Annotated in this window: 21 protein-coding genes; 1 reads left to right on the top strand and 20 read right to left on the bottom strand. The window is 43.6% G+C overall.

Translation table 11 applies throughout. The features are described 5' to 3' along the window. Positions 1 to 76: 76 nt before the first annotated feature. The 7 genes from D8837_RS01465 to D8837_RS01435 all read right to left on the bottom strand — a co-directional run bounded on the left by D8837_RS01465 (position 77) and on the right by D8837_RS01435 (position 6,896). Positions 77 to 1,114 carry an aldose epimerase family protein gene (locus tag D8837_RS01465; protein ID WP_125455964.1) on the bottom strand — a complete coding sequence of 346 codons (1,038 nt, stop codon included), beginning with the start codon at positions 1,112 to 1,114 and terminating at the stop codon, positions 77 to 79. Between the two features lie 115 nt (positions 1,115 to 1,229). Then, entirely contained in the window at positions 1,230 to 2,396 is a 1,167-nt protein-coding gene (locus D8837_RS01460) for an SIS domain-containing protein (RefSeq protein ID WP_125455963.1), read from the bottom strand. An 86-nt stretch (positions 2,397 to 2,482) separates the two neighbouring features. Next, positions 2,483 to 2,887 carry a PTS sugar transporter subunit IIA gene (locus D8837_RS01455; RefSeq protein ID WP_000240985.1) on the bottom strand — a complete coding sequence of 135 codons (405 nt, stop codon included), beginning with the start codon at positions 2,885 to 2,887 and terminating at the stop codon, positions 2,483 to 2,485. Positions 2,888 to 2,892: 5 nt separating this feature from the next. Beyond that, entirely contained in the window at positions 2,893 to 3,717 is an 825-nt protein-coding gene (locus D8837_RS01450) for a PTS system mannose/fructose/sorbose family transporter subunit IID (RefSeq protein ID WP_125455962.1), read from the bottom strand. Beyond that, positions 3,704 to 4,609, bottom strand: a complete 906-nt coding sequence (locus D8837_RS01445; protein ID WP_125455961.1) for a PTS mannose/fructose/sorbose/N-acetylgalactosamine transporter subunit IIC — start codon at positions 4,607 to 4,609, stop codon at positions 3,704 to 3,706. Before D8837_RS01445 ends, D8837_RS01450 begins: the two co-directional genes overlap by 14 nt. 26 nt (positions 4,610 to 4,635) lie before the next feature. Beyond that, positions 4,636 to 5,112, bottom strand: a complete 477-nt coding sequence (locus tag D8837_RS01440) for a PTS sugar transporter subunit IIB (RefSeq protein WP_125393674.1) — start codon at positions 5,110 to 5,112, stop codon at positions 4,636 to 4,638. Beyond that, entirely contained in the window at positions 5,109 to 6,896 is a 1,788-nt protein-coding gene (locus D8837_RS01435) for a glycoside hydrolase family 35 protein (protein ID WP_125455960.1), read from the bottom strand. The genes D8837_RS01440 and D8837_RS01435 overlap by 4 nt, the downstream gene beginning before the upstream one ends. 319 nt (positions 6,897 to 7,215) lie before the next feature. Here D8837_RS01435 and D8837_RS01430 point away from each other — a divergent pair, with 319 nt between their 5' ends. After that, positions 7,216 to 7,932, top strand: coding sequence for a GntR family transcriptional regulator (locus D8837_RS01430; protein WP_125455959.1), 717 nt, complete (start codon positions 7,216 to 7,218; stop codon positions 7,930 to 7,932). Between the two features lie 210 nt (positions 7,933 to 8,142). Here D8837_RS01430 and purB read toward each other — a convergent pair whose 3' ends face one another. From purB to comB, 13 genes are all read right to left on the bottom strand, one after another. Next, a complete protein-coding gene (gene purB / locus D8837_RS01425) occupies positions 8,143 to 9,438 on the bottom strand; it encodes an adenylosuccinate lyase (RefSeq protein ID WP_125455958.1) in 1,296 nt (431 codons plus the stop codon). A gap of 70 nt (positions 9,439 to 9,508) precedes the next feature. Beyond that, positions 9,509 to 9,736 (bottom strand): phosphoribosylaminoimidazole carboxylase, encoded by a 228-nt coding sequence (locus tag D8837_RS01420; RefSeq protein ID WP_125455957.1) that lies wholly within the window; start codon positions 9,734 to 9,736, stop codon positions 9,509 to 9,511. A 9-nt stretch (positions 9,737 to 9,745) separates the two neighbouring features. Continuing rightward, positions 9,746 to 10,837 carry a 5-(carboxyamino)imidazole ribonucleotide synthase gene (gene purK / locus D8837_RS01415; protein WP_125455956.1) on the bottom strand — a complete coding sequence of 364 codons (1,092 nt, stop codon included), beginning with the start codon at positions 10,835 to 10,837 and terminating at the stop codon, positions 9,746 to 9,748. Further along, complete coding sequence (gene purE, locus D8837_RS01410) at positions 10,824 to 11,315, bottom strand: 5-(carboxyamino)imidazole ribonucleotide mutase (RefSeq protein WP_125455955.1); 492 nt, start codon at positions 11,313 to 11,315, stop codon at positions 10,824 to 10,826. Before purE ends, purK begins: the two co-directional genes overlap by 14 nt. Before the next feature lie 200 nt (positions 11,316 to 11,515). Continuing rightward, positions 11,516 to 12,781, bottom strand: coding sequence for a phosphoribosylamine--glycine ligase (purD, locus tag D8837_RS01405; RefSeq protein ID WP_125455954.1), 1,266 nt, complete (start codon positions 12,779 to 12,781; stop codon positions 11,516 to 11,518). Between the two features lie 121 nt (positions 12,782 to 12,902). Beyond that, positions 12,903 to 14,450 (bottom strand): bifunctional phosphoribosylaminoimidazolecarboxamide formyltransferase/IMP cyclohydrolase, encoded by a 1,548-nt coding sequence (gene purH, locus D8837_RS01400; RefSeq protein WP_125455953.1) that lies wholly within the window; start codon positions 14,448 to 14,450, stop codon positions 12,903 to 12,905. 200 nt (positions 14,451 to 14,650) lie between these two features. Beyond that, a complete protein-coding gene (purN, locus tag D8837_RS01395; RefSeq protein ID WP_125455952.1) occupies positions 14,651 to 15,196 on the bottom strand; it encodes a phosphoribosylglycinamide formyltransferase in 546 nt (181 codons plus the stop codon). Next, complete coding sequence (gene purM / locus D8837_RS01390; protein WP_125455951.1) at positions 15,193 to 16,215, bottom strand: phosphoribosylformylglycinamidine cyclo-ligase; 1,023 nt, start codon at positions 16,213 to 16,215, stop codon at positions 15,193 to 15,195. The genes purN and purM overlap by 4 nt, the downstream gene beginning before the upstream one ends. A 217-nt stretch (positions 16,216 to 16,432) precedes the next feature. Beyond that, positions 16,433 to 17,875, bottom strand: a complete 1,443-nt coding sequence (purF, locus tag D8837_RS01385; RefSeq protein ID WP_042749759.1) for an amidophosphoribosyltransferase — start codon at positions 17,873 to 17,875, stop codon at positions 16,433 to 16,435. 93 nt (positions 17,876 to 17,968) lie between these two features. Beyond that, positions 17,969 to 21,694: a phosphoribosylformylglycinamidine synthase gene (locus D8837_RS01380; protein ID WP_125455950.1), complete on the bottom strand. Its 3,726-nt coding sequence runs from the start codon at positions 21,692 to 21,694 to the stop codon at positions 17,969 to 17,971. A gap of 56 nt (positions 21,695 to 21,750) precedes the next feature. Further along, positions 21,751 to 21,894 (bottom strand): phosphoribosylaminoimidazolesuccinocarboxamide synthase, encoded by a 144-nt coding sequence (locus tag D8837_RS09805; protein ID WP_079211609.1) that lies wholly within the window; start codon positions 21,892 to 21,894, stop codon positions 21,751 to 21,753. A 1-nt stretch (position 21,895) separates the two neighbouring features. Next, the gene (purC, locus tag D8837_RS01370; RefSeq protein ID WP_185755635.1) at positions 21,896 to 22,603 is read right to left on the bottom strand and encodes a phosphoribosylaminoimidazolesuccinocarboxamide synthase; all 708 of its coding nucleotides are present in this window, start codon (positions 22,601 to 22,603) and stop codon (positions 21,896 to 21,898) included. 169 nt (positions 22,604 to 22,772) lie between these two features. Then, positions 22,773 to 24,122 carry a competence pheromone export protein ComB gene (gene comB, locus D8837_RS01365; protein WP_125455949.1) on the bottom strand — a complete coding sequence of 450 codons (1,350 nt, stop codon included), beginning with the start codon at positions 24,120 to 24,122 and terminating at the stop codon, positions 22,773 to 22,775. Positions 24,123 to 24,129: the final 7 nt, after the last annotated feature.

Below are 24,129 nucleotides of genomic sequence, written 5' to 3'. Positions count from 1 at the left end.
ATAGACTGACTTTGATATGATGGTCTGAATCCCATGAAAAATTAACGACGGTAATACCTACAATAATTCTATGTCTTTATTTCACAACAAGCTCATAACGTGTCTTACTTGTAAATGTTTGACCCGTTTTGAGAATGACTTGGTCTTTGAGCTCACTGTGAATGGCATCTGGTAAAGCTTGCGCTTCAAGGGCAATCCCATTGTGCTGTACCATTGGCTGACCTCCTATGATGACACTTTCATCCACAAAGTTTGCTGTGTAGACTACAAAGCAAGGAGCTTCTGTCTTGAAAAGCAGGAAGCGACCTGAATTTTGGTCATAAAGGAATCCAGCATTGTCATGGCCTGCAGGAAGGGCAAATGGGTGATCCAAACCTGATACCAGCTGGATTTGCTCATCTTCTTCTGCAAAGATATCCTTCAACAAGGCACCATTATAGATGTGTTTAACCACATCACGAGTAGCATCTGGAGTTTTGGCAGGAACACCGTCGGGAGCAATTGGGTAAATGCCCTCTGTGTTAAGTTGGAAGACATGGCGGTCAATCGTCTGCGTGAAATCACCAGACAAGTTGAAATAGCTGTGGTTGGTTGGATTGACCAGCGTATCCTGATCGGTCGTTACCTTGTAGCTGATTTCATAGGCACCAGTTTCTTCCAAGTGGTAACTGATCCAAATCTTGAGATTCCCAGGAAATCCTCCTGTCCCATCTGTACGCTCTGTGTAGAGGGTCAAGCCATGGTCGCTCACCTCAACTAGTTCAAACAAGCTGGAATCCCAACCAGTTGAACCACTGTGGTTACAGTTGCTAGCATTGTTAACTTCAAGGTCATAGTTCTTGCCATTAAGCTCAAAGGTCGCACCTGCAATACGGCCTGCCACAGGACCTACGCTAGCTCCATGCTTGGGACTATTGCCTACATAGCTGTCAAAATCATCAAACGCCAATATAACGTTGGCAAAATTTCCAGCCTTGTCAGGTGTGACATAGCGCAAGATGGTCGCACCATAAGTCATAACCTCAAGTTGGTAGCCACCGTCCGTCTCAAAGCGATAGGCCAAGACATCCTTGCCCTCAACATTTCCAAATACACGCTCTGTGTATACTTTCATTCTATTCTCCTTTTACTATTTCTCTCAAGCAAACAAACCATAGAAAGCGTACTGACAATCTATGGTTTATCTGATAATTTACAAATCCTCTTGTCAAGAATTCATAAACACTGTCTTACTTTTGATATTCGTGGATGATAACACCTTGTACCACACGGTTTACTGTACCTGTAGGAGACGGTGTATCTGGTTTATTTTCTACCTTGAGTGAAGTCAATAGGGCAAAGAGTTGGGCATAAACGATGTAAGGGAAGACACGGTAAATATCATTCAAGACACCACAACAACCAAGGGCCACTTCTTTGACATTTTCAAGACCAAAGGATTGATCACTCAAAAGCACAACACGACGAGCAATCTGATCACTAGCAACTTCACGAACCAAGTCTAGGTCGTACTTACGAGTATAGTCTGTCGTTGTACCAAAGACCAAAACAACTGTATCTTCGTTGATAAGAGATTTTGGACCGTGACGGAAGCCGACTGGGCTTTCATACATAGTCGCAACTTGACCAGCAGTCAGTTCCAAAATCTTAAGCTGAGCTTCATGAGCAAGACCGAAGAAAGGACCAGCGCCTAGATAGATGACACGGTTAAAGTCTAGGTCAACAAGTTCTTTGACATCTTCTGCATTGTCTAGAATTTTACGGGCAAGACTAGATACAACTTCAAAACGTTCAGCTTTAACAGCAAATTCTGTAGGATCAAAGACCAAGAGAGCTGTTAACATCATAGAGGTAAAGCTAGAAGTCATGGCAAATCCAGCATCATTGGAAGCAGCTGGTTGCAAGAGCAAGAGATTACGGTCATCTCCATGAGCTTGAAGAGCCAATTTCCCATCTGCAGCACAAGTAATCGTCACTTGGTAAAGCTCATCCACCAAGGATTTTGCTAAATCAACAGTCGCCACACTTTCAGGTGAGTTCCCACTACGAGCAAAAGATACAAGGACAGTTACCACATCTTTTTTCAAATAAGTTTCTGGATTGGCAACGATATCTGTTGTCGCAATAGCATTGAAATTCCATTTTCGTTCGTCATAGACTTCCTTAAAGTATGGTACCAAGGTATCTCCCACATAAGCAGAAGTCCCCGCACCTGTCAAAATAACCTTGATATAGTCATGTTTATCCGCAATCCCTTGCAAGAAGGCTGCAATTTCTTCACGTTTTTCTTGATAAGATTTAAAAGCTTCTTTCCATACAGCAGGCTGTTGGTAGATTTCACGAGTCGTGATTTCTGCACCCAATTCGAGCAAGTCTTCTTTTGTATAATGTAGCATTGATTCCCTCTTTTTCTATTAAATATGGGAATGGGAGTAAGCCCCATTCCCATGTATATTCTATATAAGTTGTTCTAAGTCACATCTTATTCATCTTCGTCATCATCGAAGCCAGCTAACAGGTCATTAACTTTCACAATGCTTTCTGCAGCACGGTTCTTATAGTCCGCATCTGCACCTGTAAGGCTCGCATTGATAAATTCAATCACCATTGGAAGATTCATCCCTGCGTAAAGTTCGATGTCACGACCTTCCATAATCAAACGGCTTACCACGTTACATGGTGTTCCACCGAGAAGATCCGCAAAGACTAGGAAATCATCCAAACCTTCAATAGCAGCTTCAAATTTTGCAGTAAATTCCTCTGGGCCATCTTCTGGAAGAAGAGCCACTGCATGAATATTGTCTTGTGGGCCCATAATCATTTCTGTGCTGCCTTTAAGCTCCTCACAGAAGCGACCATGGCTGACCAAAATTAATGATTTTACCATAAAACTTATTTAGGTCCCATTCCAAATGCAAAGTGACCAAGGGCAGAAAGACCTACTGCAAGAGCGATAATGATACCGATAGCTTTAGTAGAAGTCATACCTTTCTTACCAAGCAACCAGAAGATAAAGGCAGTAAAGATTGCTGGAAGCAAACGTGGGAAGATTTGGTTCAAGATGTCTTGGAAATCAATCATCTTTTCACCGATTGGCAACTTGTAAGAAATTTCAAAGTTGATCATTGTTGCTACAAGAGCACCCATCATGAAGACACCCAGTACAGATGCAGCGTCAATCAAAGCTGTCAATGTACTTTGCATGTTGTTGATAAGGTTAACCCCTTCTTTGTAGGCAAATTCCAACTGTTTCCAACGGAAGATGTCATACGCTACTGCAACTGCAATCCAAAGGAAGATACCCCAAGGTTGGCCAGCGATAGCCATAGTTGCTGCGATAGATCCCATGATAGCAGGTACAAGCGAACCAAAGATTGTATCTCCAAGAGGAGCAAATGGTCCCATCAAACCTGTCTTGATACCGTTAACGGCATCTTTTGAACCTACACCATCTTTTTCTTCCATTGCAAGGTCAAAACCAGCGATAATAGTGTGGAAGAATGGTGAAGTATTGAAGAATTGAGTATGAACTTTCATCATTTCTTTCAACTCAGGAGTGCCATCCCCATACATTTTACGCAATTGAGGCAAGATCATGTAAAGGTAACCAGAAGCTTGCATACGTTCGTAGTTCCAACCTAATTGGAAAGTAAACAAGCTACGTTTGTTGATTTGATTAAAATCTTCTTTTGTAAGTTTGTAATTAGAATTCGTCATCTTCGATTTCCCCACTTTCTGATAGTGTAGAAGGTGCTGCCACAGCTACTTTTTGGCTATTTTTGAAGTGAAGCACTGCAAGGAAGATACCTACGATAGAAATACCAATCATAGACAAACCTTTGAAGTTGTTCACGAAACCAATTTTTTCAGCAACATCTTTCGGTAGAGTACCTACAATACCAGCAACAGCGCCACCAAGACCTGTTACATATGAGTAAAGAACAGTCAACATAGCTGTCAAACCAAATCCCATTGCAAGGTAGTGAAGGTTGCGTTTAACCGGAAGGTAACGAAGCAAGATAGCAAATCCAAGACCTGGAAGCATACGTCCTGCGAGTGTTAAACCATCTGCAACCCATTGGTATTTTGTAACGAAGTCTACTACGTGTTGTACAAATTCACCACCAAATGCAAGCGCGAAGAAGACTGGAAGGGCACGAGATAGAGCCCAAGGAATCGCACCAAGCAAGTAGTTGCGTTCAATACCTTTGTAATCAAAGCGTTCGATTGCCGCATCCACACGGTGAGCAAAGAAGGTAGTAGTCATACGTCCAAGAACGTCGAAGTATGTCAAGAGAGCTGCTACTGGCACAGCGATTGTTGTAATCGCAAGTGCTGTATCAATTCCTTGTGAAACAGAGAAGGCTGTCGCAAGAACCGCACCAGAAGTTGCGTCGATACGAGAAGCACCACCGAAGGTACCAACCCCAAGAACGAACAGTTGCAAGTTACCACCGATAAGCAGACCAGTAGTCACATCTCCCATGATTAAACCAGTAATGAAACCAGCAAATACAGGGGAACCTGCAGATGAAACGATCGTCAACTCATCACAGATTTGATAAGCTGAGTACAAAGTGAGAAGTAAAATTTGCCACCATTGTATCATAACAATGACCTCCTAAAAATTTTTTCCTATTTTAATAAGCTCAAAAAGTCTGAAACTGGATCATTTGGAACCATTTGAGCAGTAAGTTTAACACCTTTTTCTGCCAATTTGTGGAAATCTTCCACATCCTTGTCCACTACGTTGATAGAACGTGTGATAGGGCGAGTTTCTGGTGTTTGAGACATATTCCCAACATTAAGGGTTTCAAGTGGTACACCTGCTTCTACCAAACCAAGAAAGCGGTCTGGTTTACGAGCCACGATAAAGAGACGTTGGCTATCGTATTTACCAGCAAGAATATTGGCTGCCGCTTTCTCAATTGGCAAAATACTCAATTTCACACCTGGTGGTGTCGCTAGTTTCAAACCACTCTTTTCAACGTCGTTGTTGACAACTTCGTCATCCACAACCATAATACGTGAAACATTTAGTTTTCCAGCCCAAAGATTGGCCACTTGTCCGTGGATCAAACGTCCATCGATACGGCATCCTACAATTGTCATAAGTTTTCCCCCTTTATGTGTTTTAGTGTAGGTTTACGAGTTAAATGAATCTCTTCTTTATATTGGCCCTCTGTTTCAAAGATAATGATACGATTAGCACCTTCCTTGAGATAGCTATGAGGAATATAAAGCGAGAGGGTCGGGCCGACGTTCCAAAAACGTCCTAGATTCTGCCCATTGACAAAGGCAACTCCCTTACCAAACTCAGACAAGTCTAGGTAAGTATCTTTTGGCGCTTCGATTGTAAAATCATAAGCATAAAAGGCTGGTTGTCCTTCTGTCCATCCTTTTGAAAAATCAATTTTCTCAGGATTATCTAGTGGGAGTGGATAGTGTTTCCAGTTTAGTAAGAAGTGCAAATCCTTACAAACACCTGTCCGAATTCCCTTACGTTGCGTATCCGCTAAGAACTTGTGTCCATAGTTGACACGCCCCATATTTTCTACCAAGATATCTAGCCTAGATAGCGCTTTCTTTTCACCTTGATAAAAAATATCTTCCCCAATCTCTGTCTGATATTGGGTTTCAACCCACTGACCATCGACATAAAGCTGAGCTCTATCTCGACCGTCAATGATACGAAGTCTTTCTTCTTCTGCATCCCAGTTTGTTTCTGTTCGATAGAGTAGATAGCCATAGCTTTGTCCCAACTCCTCCATCTTTTTAGGATAAAGGCTTTCTACAGGACTTGACAAGCTATCCAAAGTTTCAAACAAGGAAACTTTTTCTACCAGTGAAATAGCATCCAACTCCATACTCTCTTTGTAGAGTGGTTCCAACTGGGGATACTCTGGGAAATGTGTTGCCATCATCTTCTTGACTGCCAAATATTTGGCAGTTGGATTTCCTTCTTCATCCAGAAGGGCATCGTAATCATAAGATGTAACTTGTGGCAGGTCCAAAGTCCCTCGAGCTGAGCAACCATTCATGAAACCAAAGTTTGTGCCACCATGGAACATGTAAAGATTGATGGAGCCTTGTTCCAAAACCTCTCGAACTGCATCTGCCAACTCTTTCGGATCCCGTGTGATAATCGGTTCTTTCCAACGATTGAACCAGCCATCCCAGAACTCCATACACATGAGCGGCCATTTCTTGCCATGCTCATCAAAGAATTCCTGCATCTGTGAAAAGTTATAAGGTGCCTTAGAACCAAAGTTTCCTGTTACAAAGAGGTCATCATCGATTAAGGTTCCAGCTTTCAGAGTAGCTCTCCATGGACCATCTGACGTAAAGAGGGGACAGGTTACACCACGCTCTTCCATCAGCTGTCGAATTGCTCTCAGATAAACCTTATCTTCTCCGTAAGAACCATACTCATTTTCAACTTGCATCATGAGGATATTGCCACCATTGTCCAACAAATGTGGAACCAACCGTGATAAGAGCTGGTCATAGTAGCGACCGACAACTTCAATATAGGCCGGATCTGAGGAACGAAGCCTCATATCTTTGGTTAAAAGCCAAGCTGGTAAGCCACCGAATTCCCACTCCGCACAGATGAAGGGAGAGGGACGAACGATAGCGTAAAGACCCAAATCTTGTGCTGTCTGGAGAAATCGCTCCAAATCCAGAGCTCCTTCAAAGTGAAACTCACCCTCACGAGGCTCGTGTAAATTCCAAGCTACATAAGTCTCTACTGTATTAAAACCAAGAGCCTTCAAGTTATAGAGCGAATGATACCAATCCTCTGGAGGAACCCTAAAATAATGAATGGCGCCAGATAAAATCTTAAATGATTTTCCATCGAGATAAAAATCATCTCGTATCTCAAATCGTGTCATATTCTTACCTTCTGACAACTAAAGTTTACGCTTTCATTTGTTGATATAGTAAATATATCTCAATATCTTGCATTTGTCAATAGGTTTTCACAATTTTTTTCATTTTTCACTAACTTTTACACAAAAAACTTATAAAAATCTTGTAATATATAGTCATAACACCATTTTAGTACCATGTATAAAAATGTATGTTTTTCTATTTATTCCTATGTAAATTAACCTTATAGCCTATTATTCTAATTTTTTTATTCAAAAGGCTACTATTCTTTCCAGCTTTATGGTAAAATTTTTAGTGGAGAAGGAAAATCGAGGTGAAAATATGGCAATTCCTAAGTATCAATATATTAAAGATGAGTTAAAGAACAAAATCATTTCTGGTCAATTTGTCAGTGGAGATAAATTCTACACTGAAGCTCAATTAATTGCAATGTATGATGTTAGTTCTATCACAGTTGTTCGCGCTTTAAACGACCTTGCCAAGGATGGCTATATTGTCCGCCAACAAGGAAAAGGTACCTTCGTTTCACGCGCACGCAAACACAAACTCGTAGAGTTTTCAGATGTAGAAGTTTTTGAGACTAAAGATGATAAAGTGACCGTCCTTTCTATTGAGCGTGGAAACAAACTAAGCTACTTAGAAAAACTTGGATTACGTGGTGACCAGTTCTACTACAAGATTGAACGCGTACGCGAAACAGGTGGTGTTGTGTACATCTACCATACATCTTACATTCCAGAACAATACATCAACGCAAATTATCCAAATCTTGAATATTATAGCTCTATCTATAACCGTTTCAAATTGGATTACCACATTCACATGAATGATGAACATTTTGAAGAAATCAATGAAATAGCATTTCCAACTCCAGAACATGCGGCTTCGGTCCTCGGAGTCGATGAACAATTCCCAACCGTTTTACAAACCAAGACTACTAAACTTGAGTCTACTGGTCAAGTTCTCGCATACAGCGAAACATATAAACGAGCGGATTACTACAAAATTAAATTCATTTCATGTGATCGTGATCACTAAGAAGAAAGCCTAAGCCTTGCTTGGGCTTTTTCTATGCTTATTATATGACATTAAAAGTATATTTTCTATATGTTAATTAAGATAGACTAAATTTGTTTAAATTTTACTAAAATATAGGTAATTTTTTATTAAAGTCACTTTTATAAAAATAAAAATCGAAGTTCTTCTACTCCTATAAATAGAGTAATAGAACTTCGATTTTTATTCTAATTATCCTAAACCTAGACGTTCAAAGATATCATCCACTCGTTTAGTGTAATAAACTGGGTTAAAGATTTCGTCGATTTCTTCTTGTGTGAGGCGTGATGTCACCTCTGGATCTGCTTCGAGAAGTGGTTTAAAATCTACTTGGTTGTCCCAAGAGTAGGCTGTTTTTGGTTGCACCAAGTCATAGGCTTGCTCACGGGTCATGCCTTTTTCAATCAAGGTCAACATGGCACGTTGGCTAAAGATAAGACCAAAAGTTGAGTTCATGTTGCGGATCATGTTTTCTGGGAAGACTGTCAAGTTTTTAACGATATTTCCAAAACGGTTAAGCATGTAGTCGATCAAGATGGTCGTATCTGGTGTGATGATGCGCTCAGCTGATGAGTGCGAAATATCACGTTCGTGCCAGAGAGCCACGTTCTCATAGGCTGTCACCATGTGACCACGGATAACACGCGCAAGACCCGTCATGTTCTCAGAACCGATTGGGTTGCGTTTATGAGGCATTGCAGATGAACCTTTTTGACCTTTGGCAAAGAACTCTTCCACTTCGCGTTGCTCAGATTTTTGCAAACCACGAATCTCAGTCGCCATACGTTCGATTGAAGTCGCGATGCTGGCAAGAACCGCAAAGTACTCAGCATGAAGGTCACGAGGAAGCACCTGTGTAGAGATTTCTTGGGCACGGATACCCAATTTGTCGCAGACGTATTGCTCAACGAATGGCGGGATATTGGCAAAGTTACCAACCGCACCAGAGATCTTACCAGCTTCCACTCCAGCAGCCGCATGCTCGAAACGCTCGATATTGCGCTTCATTTCGCTGTACCAAGTCGCCAATTTAAGACCAAAGGTTGTCGGCTCAGCATGCACACCGTGGGTACGCCCCATCATGATGGTGAACTTGTGCTCCTTAGCCTTATCAGCGATGATGTTGGTGAAATTTTCAAGGTCACGACGGATAATGTCGTTGGCCTGCTTGTAGAGGTAACCGTAGGCCGTATCTACCACATCAGTAGAAGTCAAACCATAATGGACCCACTTACGCTCTTCACCAAGAGTCTCAGAAACCGCACGCGTGAAGGCAACCACATCATGGCGAGTCTCCTGCTCAATCTCCAAAATACGGTCGATATCAAAGTCAGCCTTCTCTCGAATTAAAGCCACATCTTCTTTAGGAATTTCCCCCAACTCAGCCCATGCCTCGTCAGCCAAGATTTCCACCTCAAGCCAAGCACGGTATTTATTTTCTTCACTCCAAATGTTCGCCATCTCAGGGCGAGAGTAACGATTGATCATGTTGTTAATTTTTCCTTTCTTTTTCTACTTCACAATGTGCAAACAAAGCATAGAACATTAATTAGCCAAATTATTCAAATTCTTCTTTCCCAATCCATACAGACGGGTAATGTTCCAATAAATTAAGGTCTGTATCCAGTGGCAAGTCATAAATTGCTAAATAGTTTTCAGGATATTGAGCAACCAGCTCTTCATATTTAGCCTTTACCTTTTCGTGATCACTACTAGCATACAAAACCTCGACGACTGCTCCAGTCTTATCCTTTTCAACAAAAGCGTTAACGATAATTTGTATCATAGACTTGTCCTAAAAATCAATCCCTTTCCCAAATTCCTCAACATTATCTGGCACATCACTAAATAAAGTCACATGTCCCATCTTGCGATTGTGTTTCGCTTCTATTTTACCATACATGTGGAGGTGGGCGCTTGGATTTTCTGTGATATATTTTTCAGCGGCCTCGACATGCTGGCCGAGGACATTGAGCATAACAGCAGGCGCATGTAGTTTGATAGCTGGCAATGGTGCTCCCAGAACACCTAATATGTGAGTATCAAACTGCGAAAAGTCGCAGGCTTCAATCGAGTAATGCCCTGAGTTATGTGGCCGCGGAGCAATTTCATTGACAATGATGTCATCAGCAGTTGCAAACATTTCCACGCAGAGGGTTCCGGACAGGTTAAGCTGTTCTGCTATTCGCACTGCCATGGCTTTAGCTTTTTCAGCTAAACTTTCTGAAATGCGAGCAGGCACAATGGTTTTCGAAAGAATGTTGTTTCGGTGGATATTTTCCTGAACTGGGAAAACCGTCACGTCCTTGCCATTTCCTGATACGATGACAGAAATTTCAAGGTCAAAGTTGACGAATTCTTCCAAAACACAGTCCGATGAGTCAGCTAACGCATAGGCTTCTTCCAAGTCTGCTTCTGAGCGAATGACCTTTTGCCCATGCCCATCGTAACCACCAGTCGCAGTCTTGAGGACATAGTTTTTGGAAAGGTCAATATCTGCCAAATCTTGGATTGAGGTCACAACCTTGTAAGGTGCTACAGTGACTTGAGCCTTGTTTGAGAGGAAGTCCTTCTCAAAAATCCGATTTTGAGAAATGCGGAGCAGGTCTGTACCTTGAGGGAGTTGTCCATCCTTGATAACGGCATCCAAACCGTCAGCATCGACATTTTCAAACTCATAGGTCAGAACATCGCATCGCTCAGCCAACTGACGCAAAGCGTCCACATCGTTATAAGGAGCCACTATGATTTCCGCCACACGAGAGGCTGGGCAATCAGCCGCAGGATCCAGCGCGATAACCTTGTGCCCCATGTAGATAGCAGAAATGGCCATCATCTGACCCAGCTGGCCGCCACCTATAATTCCAATTGTTTTAGATGAGCTCATTGGTAGACTCCTCTGCAATTTTTCCTTGTTCTTCTGCGAAATCTGCTAAAGCTGTCGCGATAGCCTGATCCTCTACTGAAAGAAGACGGAGGGCGAAGAGAGCCGCATTTGTCGCACCAGCTTCACCGATAGCCATTGTCGCAACAGGCACGCCGCCCGGCATCTGAACGATGGAATAGAGTGAATCCACGCCACTAAGGGCACGCGATTTGACAGGCACCCCGATGACAGGAAGGGTTGTTTTCGCTGCGACCATACCTGGCAAATGGGCTGCGCCTCCAGCACCTGCGATGATGATCTTAATACCACGGCTACGGGCTTCTTCTGCATGCTTGAACATGAGGTCTGGTGTGCGGTGGGCAGATACAACCTTCTTTTCGTAAGCAACGCTGAAGCGGTCTAGGACTTCGGCGGTTTTTTGCATGGTTGCCCAGTCAGATTTTGAGCCCATGATGATGGAAATAATTGGTTTAGTCATAATTTTTCCTTTTTTCTTCTTTTTTGATAATGGTCTTAGGTGGTGGGGACGGAAGCAAACCTTCGGTTTCATTCCTAAACTTTGAGCCTAAGGTCTCAAAGTTTCCCCGACCAGAACAGTATCTGTTCTGGTCTTTTCACCACGGCGACCATTATCTTACTTTGGCTCGCTCTTGCTCGCCATGACAAAGTTAGTATCTGTTAATCTTTTATAGCCTTACTTCCAATATCTGTTCGGTAAAAGAGGCCTTCTGTGTTTTGTTTGTTGAGTTCGCCGTAGATGGTGTTTTGGGCTTCTTTGACGGTATCGGCTGTGGTAACGAGCATATAAACACGTCCACCGTTTGATAGCAGTGCTCTGCTATTTTCCGCAAACTTAGCACCTGCATAGTAGGTGATGATGTCTCCTTCTGTCTTGGCTGGCAGCTTGACACCTTTTTCATAGTCTAGCGGATAACCGTTGGATGCAACAACCACACCCAGAGTCACACCTTTGTCCGTCCAGGTGATGTTTGGCTCCTTGCCATCGAGGATATCCGTAATATTTTGTGCAAAGTCAGATGTTAAACGAGGTAGAATAATCTGAGTTTCAGGATCTCCGAAGCGAGCATTAAACTCGATGACCTTAGGTCCATCAGCTGTCAAGATAAGCCCTGCGTAAAGGATACCCAGATAAGGGCGCCCTTCTTTAATCATGCCATCAAGGACTGGCTTGACAATGGTGTCAACCGCTGTATCAACCACACTCTGTGGTAAGTGTGGAACTGGCGCATATGCCCCCATACCTCCCGTGTTGGGCCCCTTGTCACCATCATAGGCACGTTTGTGGTCCTGAGCCGTTGGCATGATGTAGAACTTATCACAATTGACAAAGGCAAAGAGTGAAAATTCCTCCCCATCAAGGAATTCCTCAATAACTACACGCGCACCTGAATCACCGAATTTATTGTCCAATAGCATCTCATGAGCTGCTTCGACTGCTTGCTCAACCGTCTCCGCAACGACGACACCCTTCCCAAGCGCCAAGCCATCCGCCTTGACTACGATAGGCGCACCCTGCTTTTCGATATAGGCCTTGGCTTCCTCGAAATCTGAGAATGTGCCATAGGCTGCTGTCGGAACGCCGTATTTGACCATGATTTCCTTGGCAAAATCCTTGGACCACTCCAGCTCAGCTGCCAATCTTGTCGGACCAAAGGCTTTGAGACCAGCCGCATGGAAATCATCCACGAGACCAGCCGCAAGGGCGTCATCTGGCCCTATAAAGGTCCAAGCAATATCGTTGGTTTTTGCAAACTCAATCAATTTAGAATGTTCGGAAATAGAGATATTTACCGATTCCAGACCATCCAGAGTCATACCGTCATTCCCAGGAGCTACAAATACTTTTTCAACGTCTTTTGACTCAAGCAACTTCTTAGCAATCGCATGCTCACGACCACCCGAACCGACAACTAACAGCTTCATCTTACAACCTCTTTTGCGAATTATTTACTAATATTATAACATAAACGTTCGTTTTAATCTTGTTTCACTCCGCGTTTTTACGCAAAAAAAGGAAAGAAACTGTTTTCTTCCCTTTACCTTCTTAATGTCTAAAATGTCTCACGCCTGTGAAGACCATAGTCAAGCCATATTTGTCTGCCGCTTCGATAGATTCTTGGTCACGGACTGAGCCTCCTGGCTGGATGATGGCCTTGATACCTGCTTTGGCAATTTCTTCCACGTTATCCGCAAATGGGAAGAAGGCATCTGAAGCAAGCACAGCGCCGTCCAGACGGTCTTTAGCTTGGTCAATAGCAATACGAACAGAAGCCACACGGTTGGTTTGACCTGGTCCAACACCCAGCGTCATATGATCATTGGTCACGATGATACCGTTTGATTTGACGTATTTAATAGCCTTCCAAGCAAACTCAAGTGCTGTCGCTTCTGTCTCAGTTGGTTGGCGTTTGGTCACCACTTGCCAGTCAGCAGGGCTTTCCTTAACCACGTCTTGGTTTTGCACAAGAAGTCCACCGACAACACCTGTGTACTCTGCTTCCACTTCACTAGCATCTTGAGCGTCAAATGGCAAGGCAAGGATGCGCAAGTTTTTCTTTTTGTTGGTCAAAATGGCTAGCGCTTCATCCGTATAGCTTGGTGCGATGATGATTTCAAGGAATACACCATGCATCTTCTCAGCAGTCGCAGCATCCACCTCACGGTTGAGAACGACAATACCACCGAAAATTGAGACTGGGTCAGACTCATAAGCATAGTCCCAAGCAGTTTCGATGTCGTCAGCTTGACCGATTCCACATGGGTTCATGTGTTTGAGAGCCACAACGGTTGGACGGTCTTTGAAGTCACGGATGATACGGATAGCAGCATCAGCATCACGGATATTGTTGAATGACAATTCTTTACCGTTGAGCTGTTTGGCTGATGCAATTGAGTAGTCTGTCGGCAAAGCTTTTTGGTAGAAATCCGCGTCTTGTTGAGGGTTCTCACCGTAACGCATGGCTTGCTTGAGGTCATAAGTCAAGGTCAACTTTTCAGGCTTACTTTCACCCACTTGAGTTGTGAAGTATTCTGCAATCAAGGCATCATAAGCCGCTGTGTGACGGAAAACTTTGGCTGCCAAACGTTGACGCGTTTCGTAAGTCGTTTCACCATTTGCTGCCAATTCGTCAAGAACCACAGCATAGTCAACAGGGTCTACTACAACTGTTACGCTAGCGTGGTTCTTCGCTGCTGAACGAAGCATTGATGGGCCACCAATATCGATGTTTTCAACCGCGTCAGCGTAAGTCACATCTGGTTTGAGAATAGTCTCCTTGAATGGATAAAGATTGACCACAACAAGGTCGATCAATTCGATATTATTGTTCTTAGCCGCTTGAAGGTGGCTATCAAGGTCACGACGAGCAAGAAGACCACCGTGGATATTTGGATGAAGGGTCTTGACACGACCGTCCATCATCTCTGGAAAACCAGTCACATAATCAATGGCAATGGTTTCTATCCCAGCAGTATCAAGGGCAACCTTGGTACCACCTGTCGAGATAATCTCCCAACTAAGTTTTTTGAGCTCTTGGGCAAATTCAACAATGCCCGCTTTATCTGAGACACTGATTAAGGCGCGTTTAGTCATGTTTTTTCCTTTCATTTTCAAACTCTCTACCTACGAATTTTTCGATTCATAAAGTATAGGGAGACGATTACCAAGACTCCCAAAATTACTGTCAGTAAAAATCTCCCCCAATAGGGAATCTCTGGGAAGAAAAAATTTACCAATAAACGTAGAATGATTACCAAGGTAATCAAGGCAAGTGTTTCCAACCATTTTTTCATCTACTTGTCCAACAATTCTCTAATAACTTCCGGATACAACTTGTACTCTGCCTCATGAATCCGAGTTTCAAAACTTTCAATGGTATCATCAGCCAACCGTGGTACACGTACTTGTTTGATGACCTTTCCTGTATCCACTCCAGAGTCCACCCAGTGAATGGTCACACCAGACTGATCCACGCCAGCATTCCAAGCATCCTCAATCCCATGAGCTCCTGGAAATTCTGGCAAGTAGGCTGGATGAATGTTGATAATTCTGCCTTCATAAGCTGCCAGTAAAGTAGGCCCAACAATTTTCATGTAGCCTGCTAGACAAACCCAGTCAATCTGGTGCTCTTCCAAGAGTTCGACAAGGGCTGCTTCGTAGTCTGCCTTGTTGTCAAACTCCTTGAGTTCAAAAGCATAGGACAGAACGCCGAGCTTGTCTGCACGTTCGAGCACATAGGCGTCACGATGGTCTGAAAAGACAAACTCTACTGGAAATTGTTCCGCTATCACCTGAAAATTTGAGCCATTACCAGAGGCAAAAACCGCTATTTTTTTCATTTGATGATGACACTTTCGTTTTCTTTCTTGAAGATGCGACCAATTTCATAGACTGGTTCATCCAACAATTCCTTGACACGGCCTACATTTTCAGGGCTAACTGCCAACATGAGTCCCACACCCATATTGAAGATTTCAAACATTTCTTCATGTTTGATCTGACCGTATTTTTCAAGGGCTTTGAAAATTGGAAGCACTGGAACCTTGTCTTCTTCAATCTCAGCAGCCAAGTCAGCTGCAAACATGCGAGGGACATTTTCGATGAAGCCGCCACCTGTGATGTGGGCAATACCGTTGACCAACTCTTCTTTGATGAGCGGCAAGACAGCCTTGACATAGATACGAGTCGGCTCAAGAAGAACTTCTTTGAGTTTCTTGCCCTCCAATTCTGGTAAGACTTCCTCACCTGTATAGTCCGCAAAGACACGACGAACGAGTGAGTAACCATTTGAGTGAATACCACTTGAAGCAAGTCCAAGAATCACATCACCTTCAGCTACTTTTGAACCGTCTATGATTTGAGATTTTTCAGCCACACCGACCGCAAAACCAGCCAAGTCATAGTCATCTTCGCCGTACATGCCAGGCATTTCAGCCGTTTCCCCACCAATGAGGGCAGCACCAGCCTGCACACAGCCTTCTGCAACACCAGCGACTACTTGTTCTAGTTTAGCTGGTTCATTCTTCCCTGTCGCCACATAGTCCAGGAAATAGAGAGGCTCCGCACCTGCAGCAATGATGTCGTTGACACACATGGCCACACAGTCTTGACCAATGGTATCGTGCTTGTCGTATTTGATAGCCAACATGAGTTTGGTTCCGACACCGTCAGTCCCTGAAATCAAGACGGGTTCTTTAACCCCAGTCTTTGAAAGGTCAAACATGCCACCAAAACCACCCAGAGCCCCCATGACACCTGCACGCTCCGTACGAGCCACGTGCTTTTTGATTCGTTCAACAACTTCATAACCCGCTTCAACATCCACACCAGATTGAGCGTACGCATTTTTATTTGCCATTTTATTTTTCCTTTTCTTTTTTTGGGAAAGATTGCGACGTATTTTTAGATAAACAATTATTTTATTTAAAAATACTAGTCAGGGCTCTAGCTTTGATCCTATAGGACAAAGCGTCTACTGACAAATGCTTTAGCTTTTAGTCAGTGGTGAGACGTGAAGCATAAGCATTCTTATTTGTCATTTTTATATTCCTTTTCTTTAACGGAAGATCTGTCATCTATTTGTAAAAACTGGTCTTTTCTTCCAAACTTCTACGATAGTCTTCTTCATAGTCGTAGAGAGGCGTTGGGTAATCACCATCAAAATAAGCGACACAGAGACCACCATTTGGCGCATCCGTTTCAATACCAATCGACTCAATCAATCCTTCAACAGAAAGATAGGTCAGGCTATCCGCCCCAATGATTTGGCGAGTTTCTTCGACCGTATGATTGGCCGCAATTAGCTCCTGACGGGTCTGGATATCAATCCCGTAGAAGCATGGATAAGCTAGCGCTGGACTACCAATAGCAACGTGAACCTCAGTTGCACCCGCTTCTTTCAAGAGCTGAACGATACGACGAGAGGTTGTTCCACGTACAATAGAGTCATCAATCATAACCACACGCTTGCCTTTTACAACGCCTGAAACAGCAGAGAGTTTCATCCGCACCCCTTGCTCCCGCAATTCTTGAGTCGGTTGGATAAAGGTACGTTGGGTGTATTGGTTTTTGATCAGACCCATTTCATTTGGCAAACCGGATTCTTCCGCAAAGCCCATGGCTGCGCTGAGTGAAGAATTGGGCACACCAACCACGATATCCGCCTCGTGCTTGAATTCACGCGCCAATTGGGCACCCATACGTTTGCGAGCCGTATGGACATTGACACCGTGGATATTAGAATCAGGGCGGGCAAAATAGATATACTCCATAGAACAAATCGCGAGCTGAGTATCATCCGTATAGCTATCATACTGGATGCCCTTGTCATCAATGATCACAATCTCACCTGGCTTCAAATCACGAATCCATTCAGCACCAATAACCTCAAAAGCACAGGTTTCAGAGGAAACAACCACCGCTCCGTTGGCCATTTTACCGATTGAAAGAGGACGAAAACCATTGGGGTCAAGAGCCGCAATCAACTTATCCTCAAACAGCAAGATATAGGCAAAACCACCTTTGACAAGGCTGAGTGCTTCCTTGATTTTTCCCATCAAATTCGGATTATGGCTGCGACGAATGAGGTGAGCCAAGATTTCAGAGTCCGAAGTCGCACTGAAAATTGCGCCTCTTTGTTCCAGTTCTTTCTTGAGAGAGGCTGCATTGGTCAGATTCCCATTATGAGCCAAGCCAAACTGCATATCGTGAAAACGGAAGAGGAAAGGCTGAATGTTATCTACAGAAGCTTCGCCAGCAGTCGCATAACGCACATGCCCAATTGCACCAGTTCCTGTCAATTTATCTAAGTTAGCAGGATTTCTGAAGACTTCTGATAGAAGACCCATGTCACGATGGCGCTTCAATTGCCCCTGATCATTGGAGAGGATTCCTGCCCCTTCCTGACCACGGTGCTGAAGACTGTGGAGACCAAAATAGGTCAATTTAGCAGCATCTGGATGTCCCCAGATACCGAAAACACCACATTCTTCATTAAGAGATTTTACTTCGTATGTCATTTTATATACCTAATTTTTATTTGTGTAGCACCAAGAGCTAAATCTACATGACTTTTACATTACTGATACTATCTATTAGAAAATCTGCAAGTCTTACTTTCCAATAAAGTATTTAACCGCTGACGCGAACAGGTGCTGGTCTTTATTTCCTGGGATGTTTTGGAAAAGACCATCTTCATAACGTTCTGAATGTCCCATCTTACCGATGATTTGACCATTCTTGCTGGTAATTCCTTCGATAGCATGGACAGAACCATTTGGATTGTACTTAGAATCCATACTTGGTTTACCTTCGAAGTCCACATATTGGCTAAAGATTTGGCCATTGTCACGGAGCTCTGCAAATTCCTCAACCGTCACGACAAACTTCCCTTCACCGTGCGAAACAGGAATAGCGTGGATATCGCCCACTTCTACTCCAGCCAACCATGGCGAGTTGGTATTGGCAATTCGAGTTTCCACCATCTTAGCCACGTGTTGGTTGGCATCATTGTAGAAGAGGGTTGGGCTAGTACTAGTGGCTTCTTCAAAGTTCCCGTATGGAAGAAGGCCTGATTTGACCAAGGCCTGGAATCCATTACAGATACCGATAATTAAGCCACCACGGGCGATAAATCTATCAATAGCCACACGCACTTTTTCATTGAGCAGAATATTGACAATGAACTTGGCTGAACCATCTGGCTCGTCCGCAGCTGAGAATCCACCTGCAAAAAAGAGAATGTTAGCCTTGCTGATGTTGTCAACCATGGTTTCAACCGACTTGACAATGGCTTCTTCATGCAAGGTCACGAATGGTACCAAGTTAACCTCTGCACCTTCTTTTTCAAAGGCCTTAGCTGAGTCATATTCTGAGTTGGTTCCTGGGAAGACTGGGATATAGACCACCGGTTTTTCAACTTTTTCTTTAGCTTGGATGACTGTGTTAGTAGCGACAGCTGGAACTTCTGCTAGTTCTTTGGCTTGTGCAAATTCTGTTGGGTAAACTTCTTCCAATTTGCCTTGGAAAGCACTGTCAAGTTTGTGTCCATCTAGCTTCACATCGTTGACAGTTAGTGTAAAGTCTGCTTTTGTTTGTCCGATTTTCTCCACTCCAGCGATTTCTTCAGGAGAGGTAAAGACAAATCCACCTAATTGAGCTGTCAAAGCCGTTTCAAGTTCAGGCAAGGTCACCTCTGCACCAATATGATTTCCAAAGGTAGCAAGAGCCAAACTTTCAACCACACCACCATATTTGACAGCTGATGCAGATGTCACTTTGTAGCCCGCTTGGATGTCTTCAAACTGAGCAAAATTTGACTTAATTAAGTCAAAATCAATTTCTGCAGAGAGGGCTTGACCTGGAATGTAGTAGATATTTTCCCCAACAGCTTTAAATTCTGGAGAGAGCACATTACGGCTATCCGCTGTCGTTACCCCAAAAGCGACCAAGGTTGGCGGTACTGTCAATTCTTCAAAGGTACCAGACATGGAGTCCTTACCACCGATAGATGGCAAGCCAAGCTGAATCTGAGCTTCAATAGAGCCTAGAAGAGCTGCTACTGGCTGACCAAAACGTTCAGCTTGTTTATCCATTCGCTCGAAATACTCTTGGTAAGAGAAACGAGCCTTAGACCAGTTGGCACCAGCAGCAACCAAACGAGCAGTTGCTTCGATCACCGCATAGGCAGCACCGTGGTATGGAGACCATTCAGCTAGATAAGGGTTGAAACCTTGAGCCATGACTGACGCAGTATGAGTCACACCGTGTTGAACTGGTAATTTCTGCACAGATGCCTCAGTTGGTGTGAGTTGGTAACGACCACCAAGTGGGTGATTAACCGTTGAGCGTCCAACAGAGCAGTCAAAGATAGTCTGTAATCCTTTTTGACTCGCATGGTTGAGGTCAGATAGAACCGTAAGGGTATCTGCTTCAAGTGTGTCAGCAGATGTTTGACGTTCTTCTGGAAGCTTGACATCCTTGTCCACCACCTTTGCATCAACGACTACGCGCACACCATTGGTATCAAGGAAACGACGCTCCAAGTCGACAATGGTTTCACCATTCCAGTGCATGACAAGATTTGGTTTTTCAGTCACTGTCGCCACCACAACAGCATCAATATTCTCTTTGTTACATTCAGCAACGAAGGCATCTACGTCCTCAGGACAAACCACCACAGCCATCCGTTCTTGAGATTCAGAGATGGCAATTTCGGTACCATTCAAGCCTTGGTATTTAAGAGGCACCTTGTTGAGATCAATTTCAAGACCGTCTGCCAATTCACCGATGGCCACACAGACACCACCAGCACCAAAGTCGTTGGATTTCTTGATAAGACGAGTGACATTGCCATTACGGAAGAGGCGCTGAATCTTACGTTCTTCGATGGCATTCCCTTTTTGGACCTCAGCTCCAGCAGTTTCCACAGACTCAACCGTTTGAACCTTAGAAGAACCCGTCGCACCACCGACACCATCACGTCCGGTCTTACCTCCAAGGAGGATAATGACATCACCCGCTTCCGGTTTTTCACGGACAACATTGCCCTTAGGAGCCGCTCCGACAACCGCACCAAGCTCCATGCGTTTAGCTACAAAGCCTGGGTGGAAATATTCACGAACGTAGGTCGTTGCAAGTCCAATCTGGTTACCGTATGAAGAATAACCATGGGCCGCTGTTTTAGAAATGACTTGTTGTGGCAATTTCCCAGCGCGAGTTTCTGAAATCGGTGCGGTAATATCTCCAGCACCTGAGATACGCATGGCTTGGTAAACATAAGAACGACCTGATAATGGGTCACGAATGGCTCCACCAATACAGGTAGCAGCACCACCAAATGGCTCAATTTCTGTCGGGTGGTTGTGGGTTTCATTTTTGAACATGAGGAGCCATGGCTCTTTCACACCATCAACATCCACTTCGATTTCTACTGAGCAAGCATTGATTTCGTCAGACACTTCCATATCATCCAAACGTCCATTGGCACGCTCATAACGACCGAAAATAGTCGCCATATCCATCAAGGTTTGAGGTTTTTCAGAACGCCCCAACTCCTCGCGCATGGCAATATACTTGTCGTAGGTTGCCTGTAATTGTTTTTGGAATTTAGAAGCTGAAAAGTCGATGTGTTTCAACTCAGTCTCAAACGTCGTGTGACGGCAGTGATCAGACCAGTAAGTGTCCAAAACCTTGAGTTCTGTTTCCGTCGGCACGCGCCCGATTGACTTGAAGTAGTCTTGGATAAAGAGCAAATCATCCACTTCCATAGCCATCCCTTGCTCGGCCTTGTAGCGGGCAAAGTCTTCTGCCCTATAACTTTCAAAGAAAGTCAATTTTGGAATGGTCTTATCTGACTCTGAAAATTCCTGCTTGGCAATCCCTGTCGTGATGTCTTTGAAACGAGAATCAACTGGATTGAGCAGGTAGTTCTTGACCGCTTCCAACTCAGTCGCATCAATATCTTTATTGACTAAGTACAGTTGGGCTGTGTTGACTGTCACGTCACTCGAACTTCCCAACAAAAGCAAGGCTTCTTGCGAAGAAGCTGCACGCTGGTCAAACTGCCCTGGCAGGCTTTCAATAGCAAAGAAAGCATAGTTGGTAAGATCCGCCTGCACAGCCGCTTCGTCCAAAACATGGTCTGTCACCTGCTCAGAGAAAATGTGTTTCTCTGCAGGTGCAAACAGGTCCTCTGCCAAGTCAAATACATCATACACTTGCACGATACGAATACTTTTCAAAGTTGACAATCCCAAGTTATGCTGGAGTTCTCTCACCAAACTCTCTGACTTGACCTGAAAATCAGCCTTTTTCTCAACAAAAATACGTTTATCCATCAATTCTTATTCCTTTATTTTAGCTCTTGCAATGTTTCCAAACGACCTCTAGGTTGTTATTTTAGTTCTTGCAACTTTTCCCAAACAATCTCGTAAACGTCTGTCAGTTCTCCCAATCCCCTACGGAGTGAAAAGGTCTGGGGGACCTTTTCAGCCTGAGTCCTTTTAGTTGAGAGACGAAGGTTTTCCGTTGCAAACAGATTATTTCAAACCTTGCAACTTCTCCCAGACAACTTCATAAACGTCTGTTAGCTCTCCCAATCCTCTACGGAAAACATCCTTATCCATGTGGTTGCCATCCGCATCCCACAAACGGCAGTTATCTGGTGAAAATTCATCTGCCAAGATAATCTTGCCATCCTTTTCAAAACCGAACTCTAGCTTAAAGTCAATCAACTTAAGTCCAATCTCAGCAAACCAGACTTTCAAAAGTTCATTGATTCGACGAGTTTCTTCCTTCAAGTAGGCGATTTGCTGGTCATCCGCAATCTGTAGAAATTTCACATGCTCGTCATTGATAAATGGATCATCCAAATCATCATTTTTGTAGTAAAATTCAACAATCGGAGTCTCAAACGCGATTCCTTCGTCTACACCAAAACGTTTTGAAAAGGAACCAGCAGTATAGTTGCGAAGCACGACTTCCAAAGGAATAATCTTAACCTTTTTATTGAGTTGTTCCGTGTCCGAAAGTTTCTCCACAAAGTGAGTCGCCACACCAGCCGCATTTAATTTCTCAAAAATAAAAGATGAAATCTGATTATTCAAGACTCCCTTGCCCGCAATCTGCTCCTTCTTGACACCATTGAAAGCAGTCGCCTGATCCTTGTAAGTTGAAATAATAAGATTTTCATCCTCAGTTGTATAGATATCTTTAGCTTTTCCCGAATAGATCAATTGTTTTGACATTTTAAAGTTCGCCTTTCGTATTACTTGAGCACATTCTACCATAAAAAATCTAAAATTACAAGAATTTAACCGAATAAATAATGTAGTAACTTCAAAAATCATAAAGAAAAAACTGCAAGAAAAATCTTTCTCACAGTTTTAAAATCATTTAACTCTAAAAATACGAACATTACTCTTTGTTCAAAAATTGGTCTAAATAATAACGTAGGTAACTTTTCTTGCCCGTAATCATCTGTAGGCGACCTTCCACCCCGTACCGAAGTTTTTCAGCCTGCTCCGAAGTTAGATTAGTCTCCGCCTCGATTTTAAAGAAATTCCCTTTTTCAGTCTTAGTAGCTGTCGCGTCAATACTTGTAATAGTAGAATCTAGGAAAAATTGATGCTTGGCATCAAGAGTCGTCGTATAGCGAACAGAATCACCAATCTTGATCCTTGCTACATCTTTTGAACTAAGATAGGCTGTAAGTTTAGCTTTCCCTTCTTTCTCTAAGGACGGGTAGAGTTGGGCTAGTAGGGCACCTTCTGATACCATGTTAGAATCACTGGTCTCAGGATTAAGATGAAGCACCCCGTCCTCATTCGCCGTAATTTTCCCCTTGTCTAGAAGATTCCCCTGAACCTTCTTACCTGACTCTGCCTCCAAGATTTTCTGGTCTAGAAGGGTCAATTCCTGACCAACCTTAGCCAAATGTTGGGATTTAAGGGACTCTAATTGACTACTTAAACCAGACGCATAGGCTTGCTGGGTACCTGAACCTGCATACTGAACACGGTAAGTAGCAAGACTAGATTCTAACTGAGAAAGCTGCGCTTCAACTTGCGCCACTGCCTGAGCCTTAGCTTGCGGATTTTCCTCACCCTGAGACTTGTAGGACTGGTAGAGAGAGTAGGCTAGATTCTGATTGGCCAAGGAAGCGCCTGTTTCAATAGCTGACTTAGCTGTCTGGTAATCGCGAATTTTAGCCTCTGTTTGGCTGATGAGGTTTCCGATTTCAGCTTGGGTTTGGCTAGCTGCTGCATTCTGGGACGCGATGGTCTCGTTTTGTTGCGATGTACTAGCCCTAAGACTGCCTGCTTGGTTGAGGTAGTCGCGAAAGGTGGCTTGGTAGCCAAACTTATCCTCCTCTGGAAAGTGGTTCTCCCCTTCTTGCAGGCTCTTTTGCAAATACTCCAATTGCTTTTTTTGATCCTTGAGCATGTCCAACTGACTAGCATAGGCCTCCGCTTGGACACCCTCTGCCCCTTCTTGATATTGAACCAACAGTTCTCCCTTTTTAACCAGCTTATTTTCTTCCAAATGATTGACAAGAATGCGATTGTTGCTAGTTGACTGGATATTTGCAAGGATACGACTAGGCTCGACAGTAGCTCTAGTTGATAAACTTATCTCCTTCTCTGCAACAGTTGCAAAGCCAAACAAGAACACAAGCAGAAGGGACATGGGTACAATCACCCTACTGGAAAAATTATGGTAACGACGATTATAAAACTCCGCACTTTCTAAAAATTCTGGTTTCATCCTCTCC

The organism is Streptococcus mitis (genome assembly GCF_003942965.1).
GTDB classification, from domain to species: domain Bacteria; phylum Bacillota; class Bacilli; order Lactobacillales; family Streptococcaceae; genus Streptococcus; species Streptococcus mitis_BH.
Note: the sequence above shows the minus strand (reverse complement) of the source record. Positions and strands in the feature narration are given on the sequence as shown.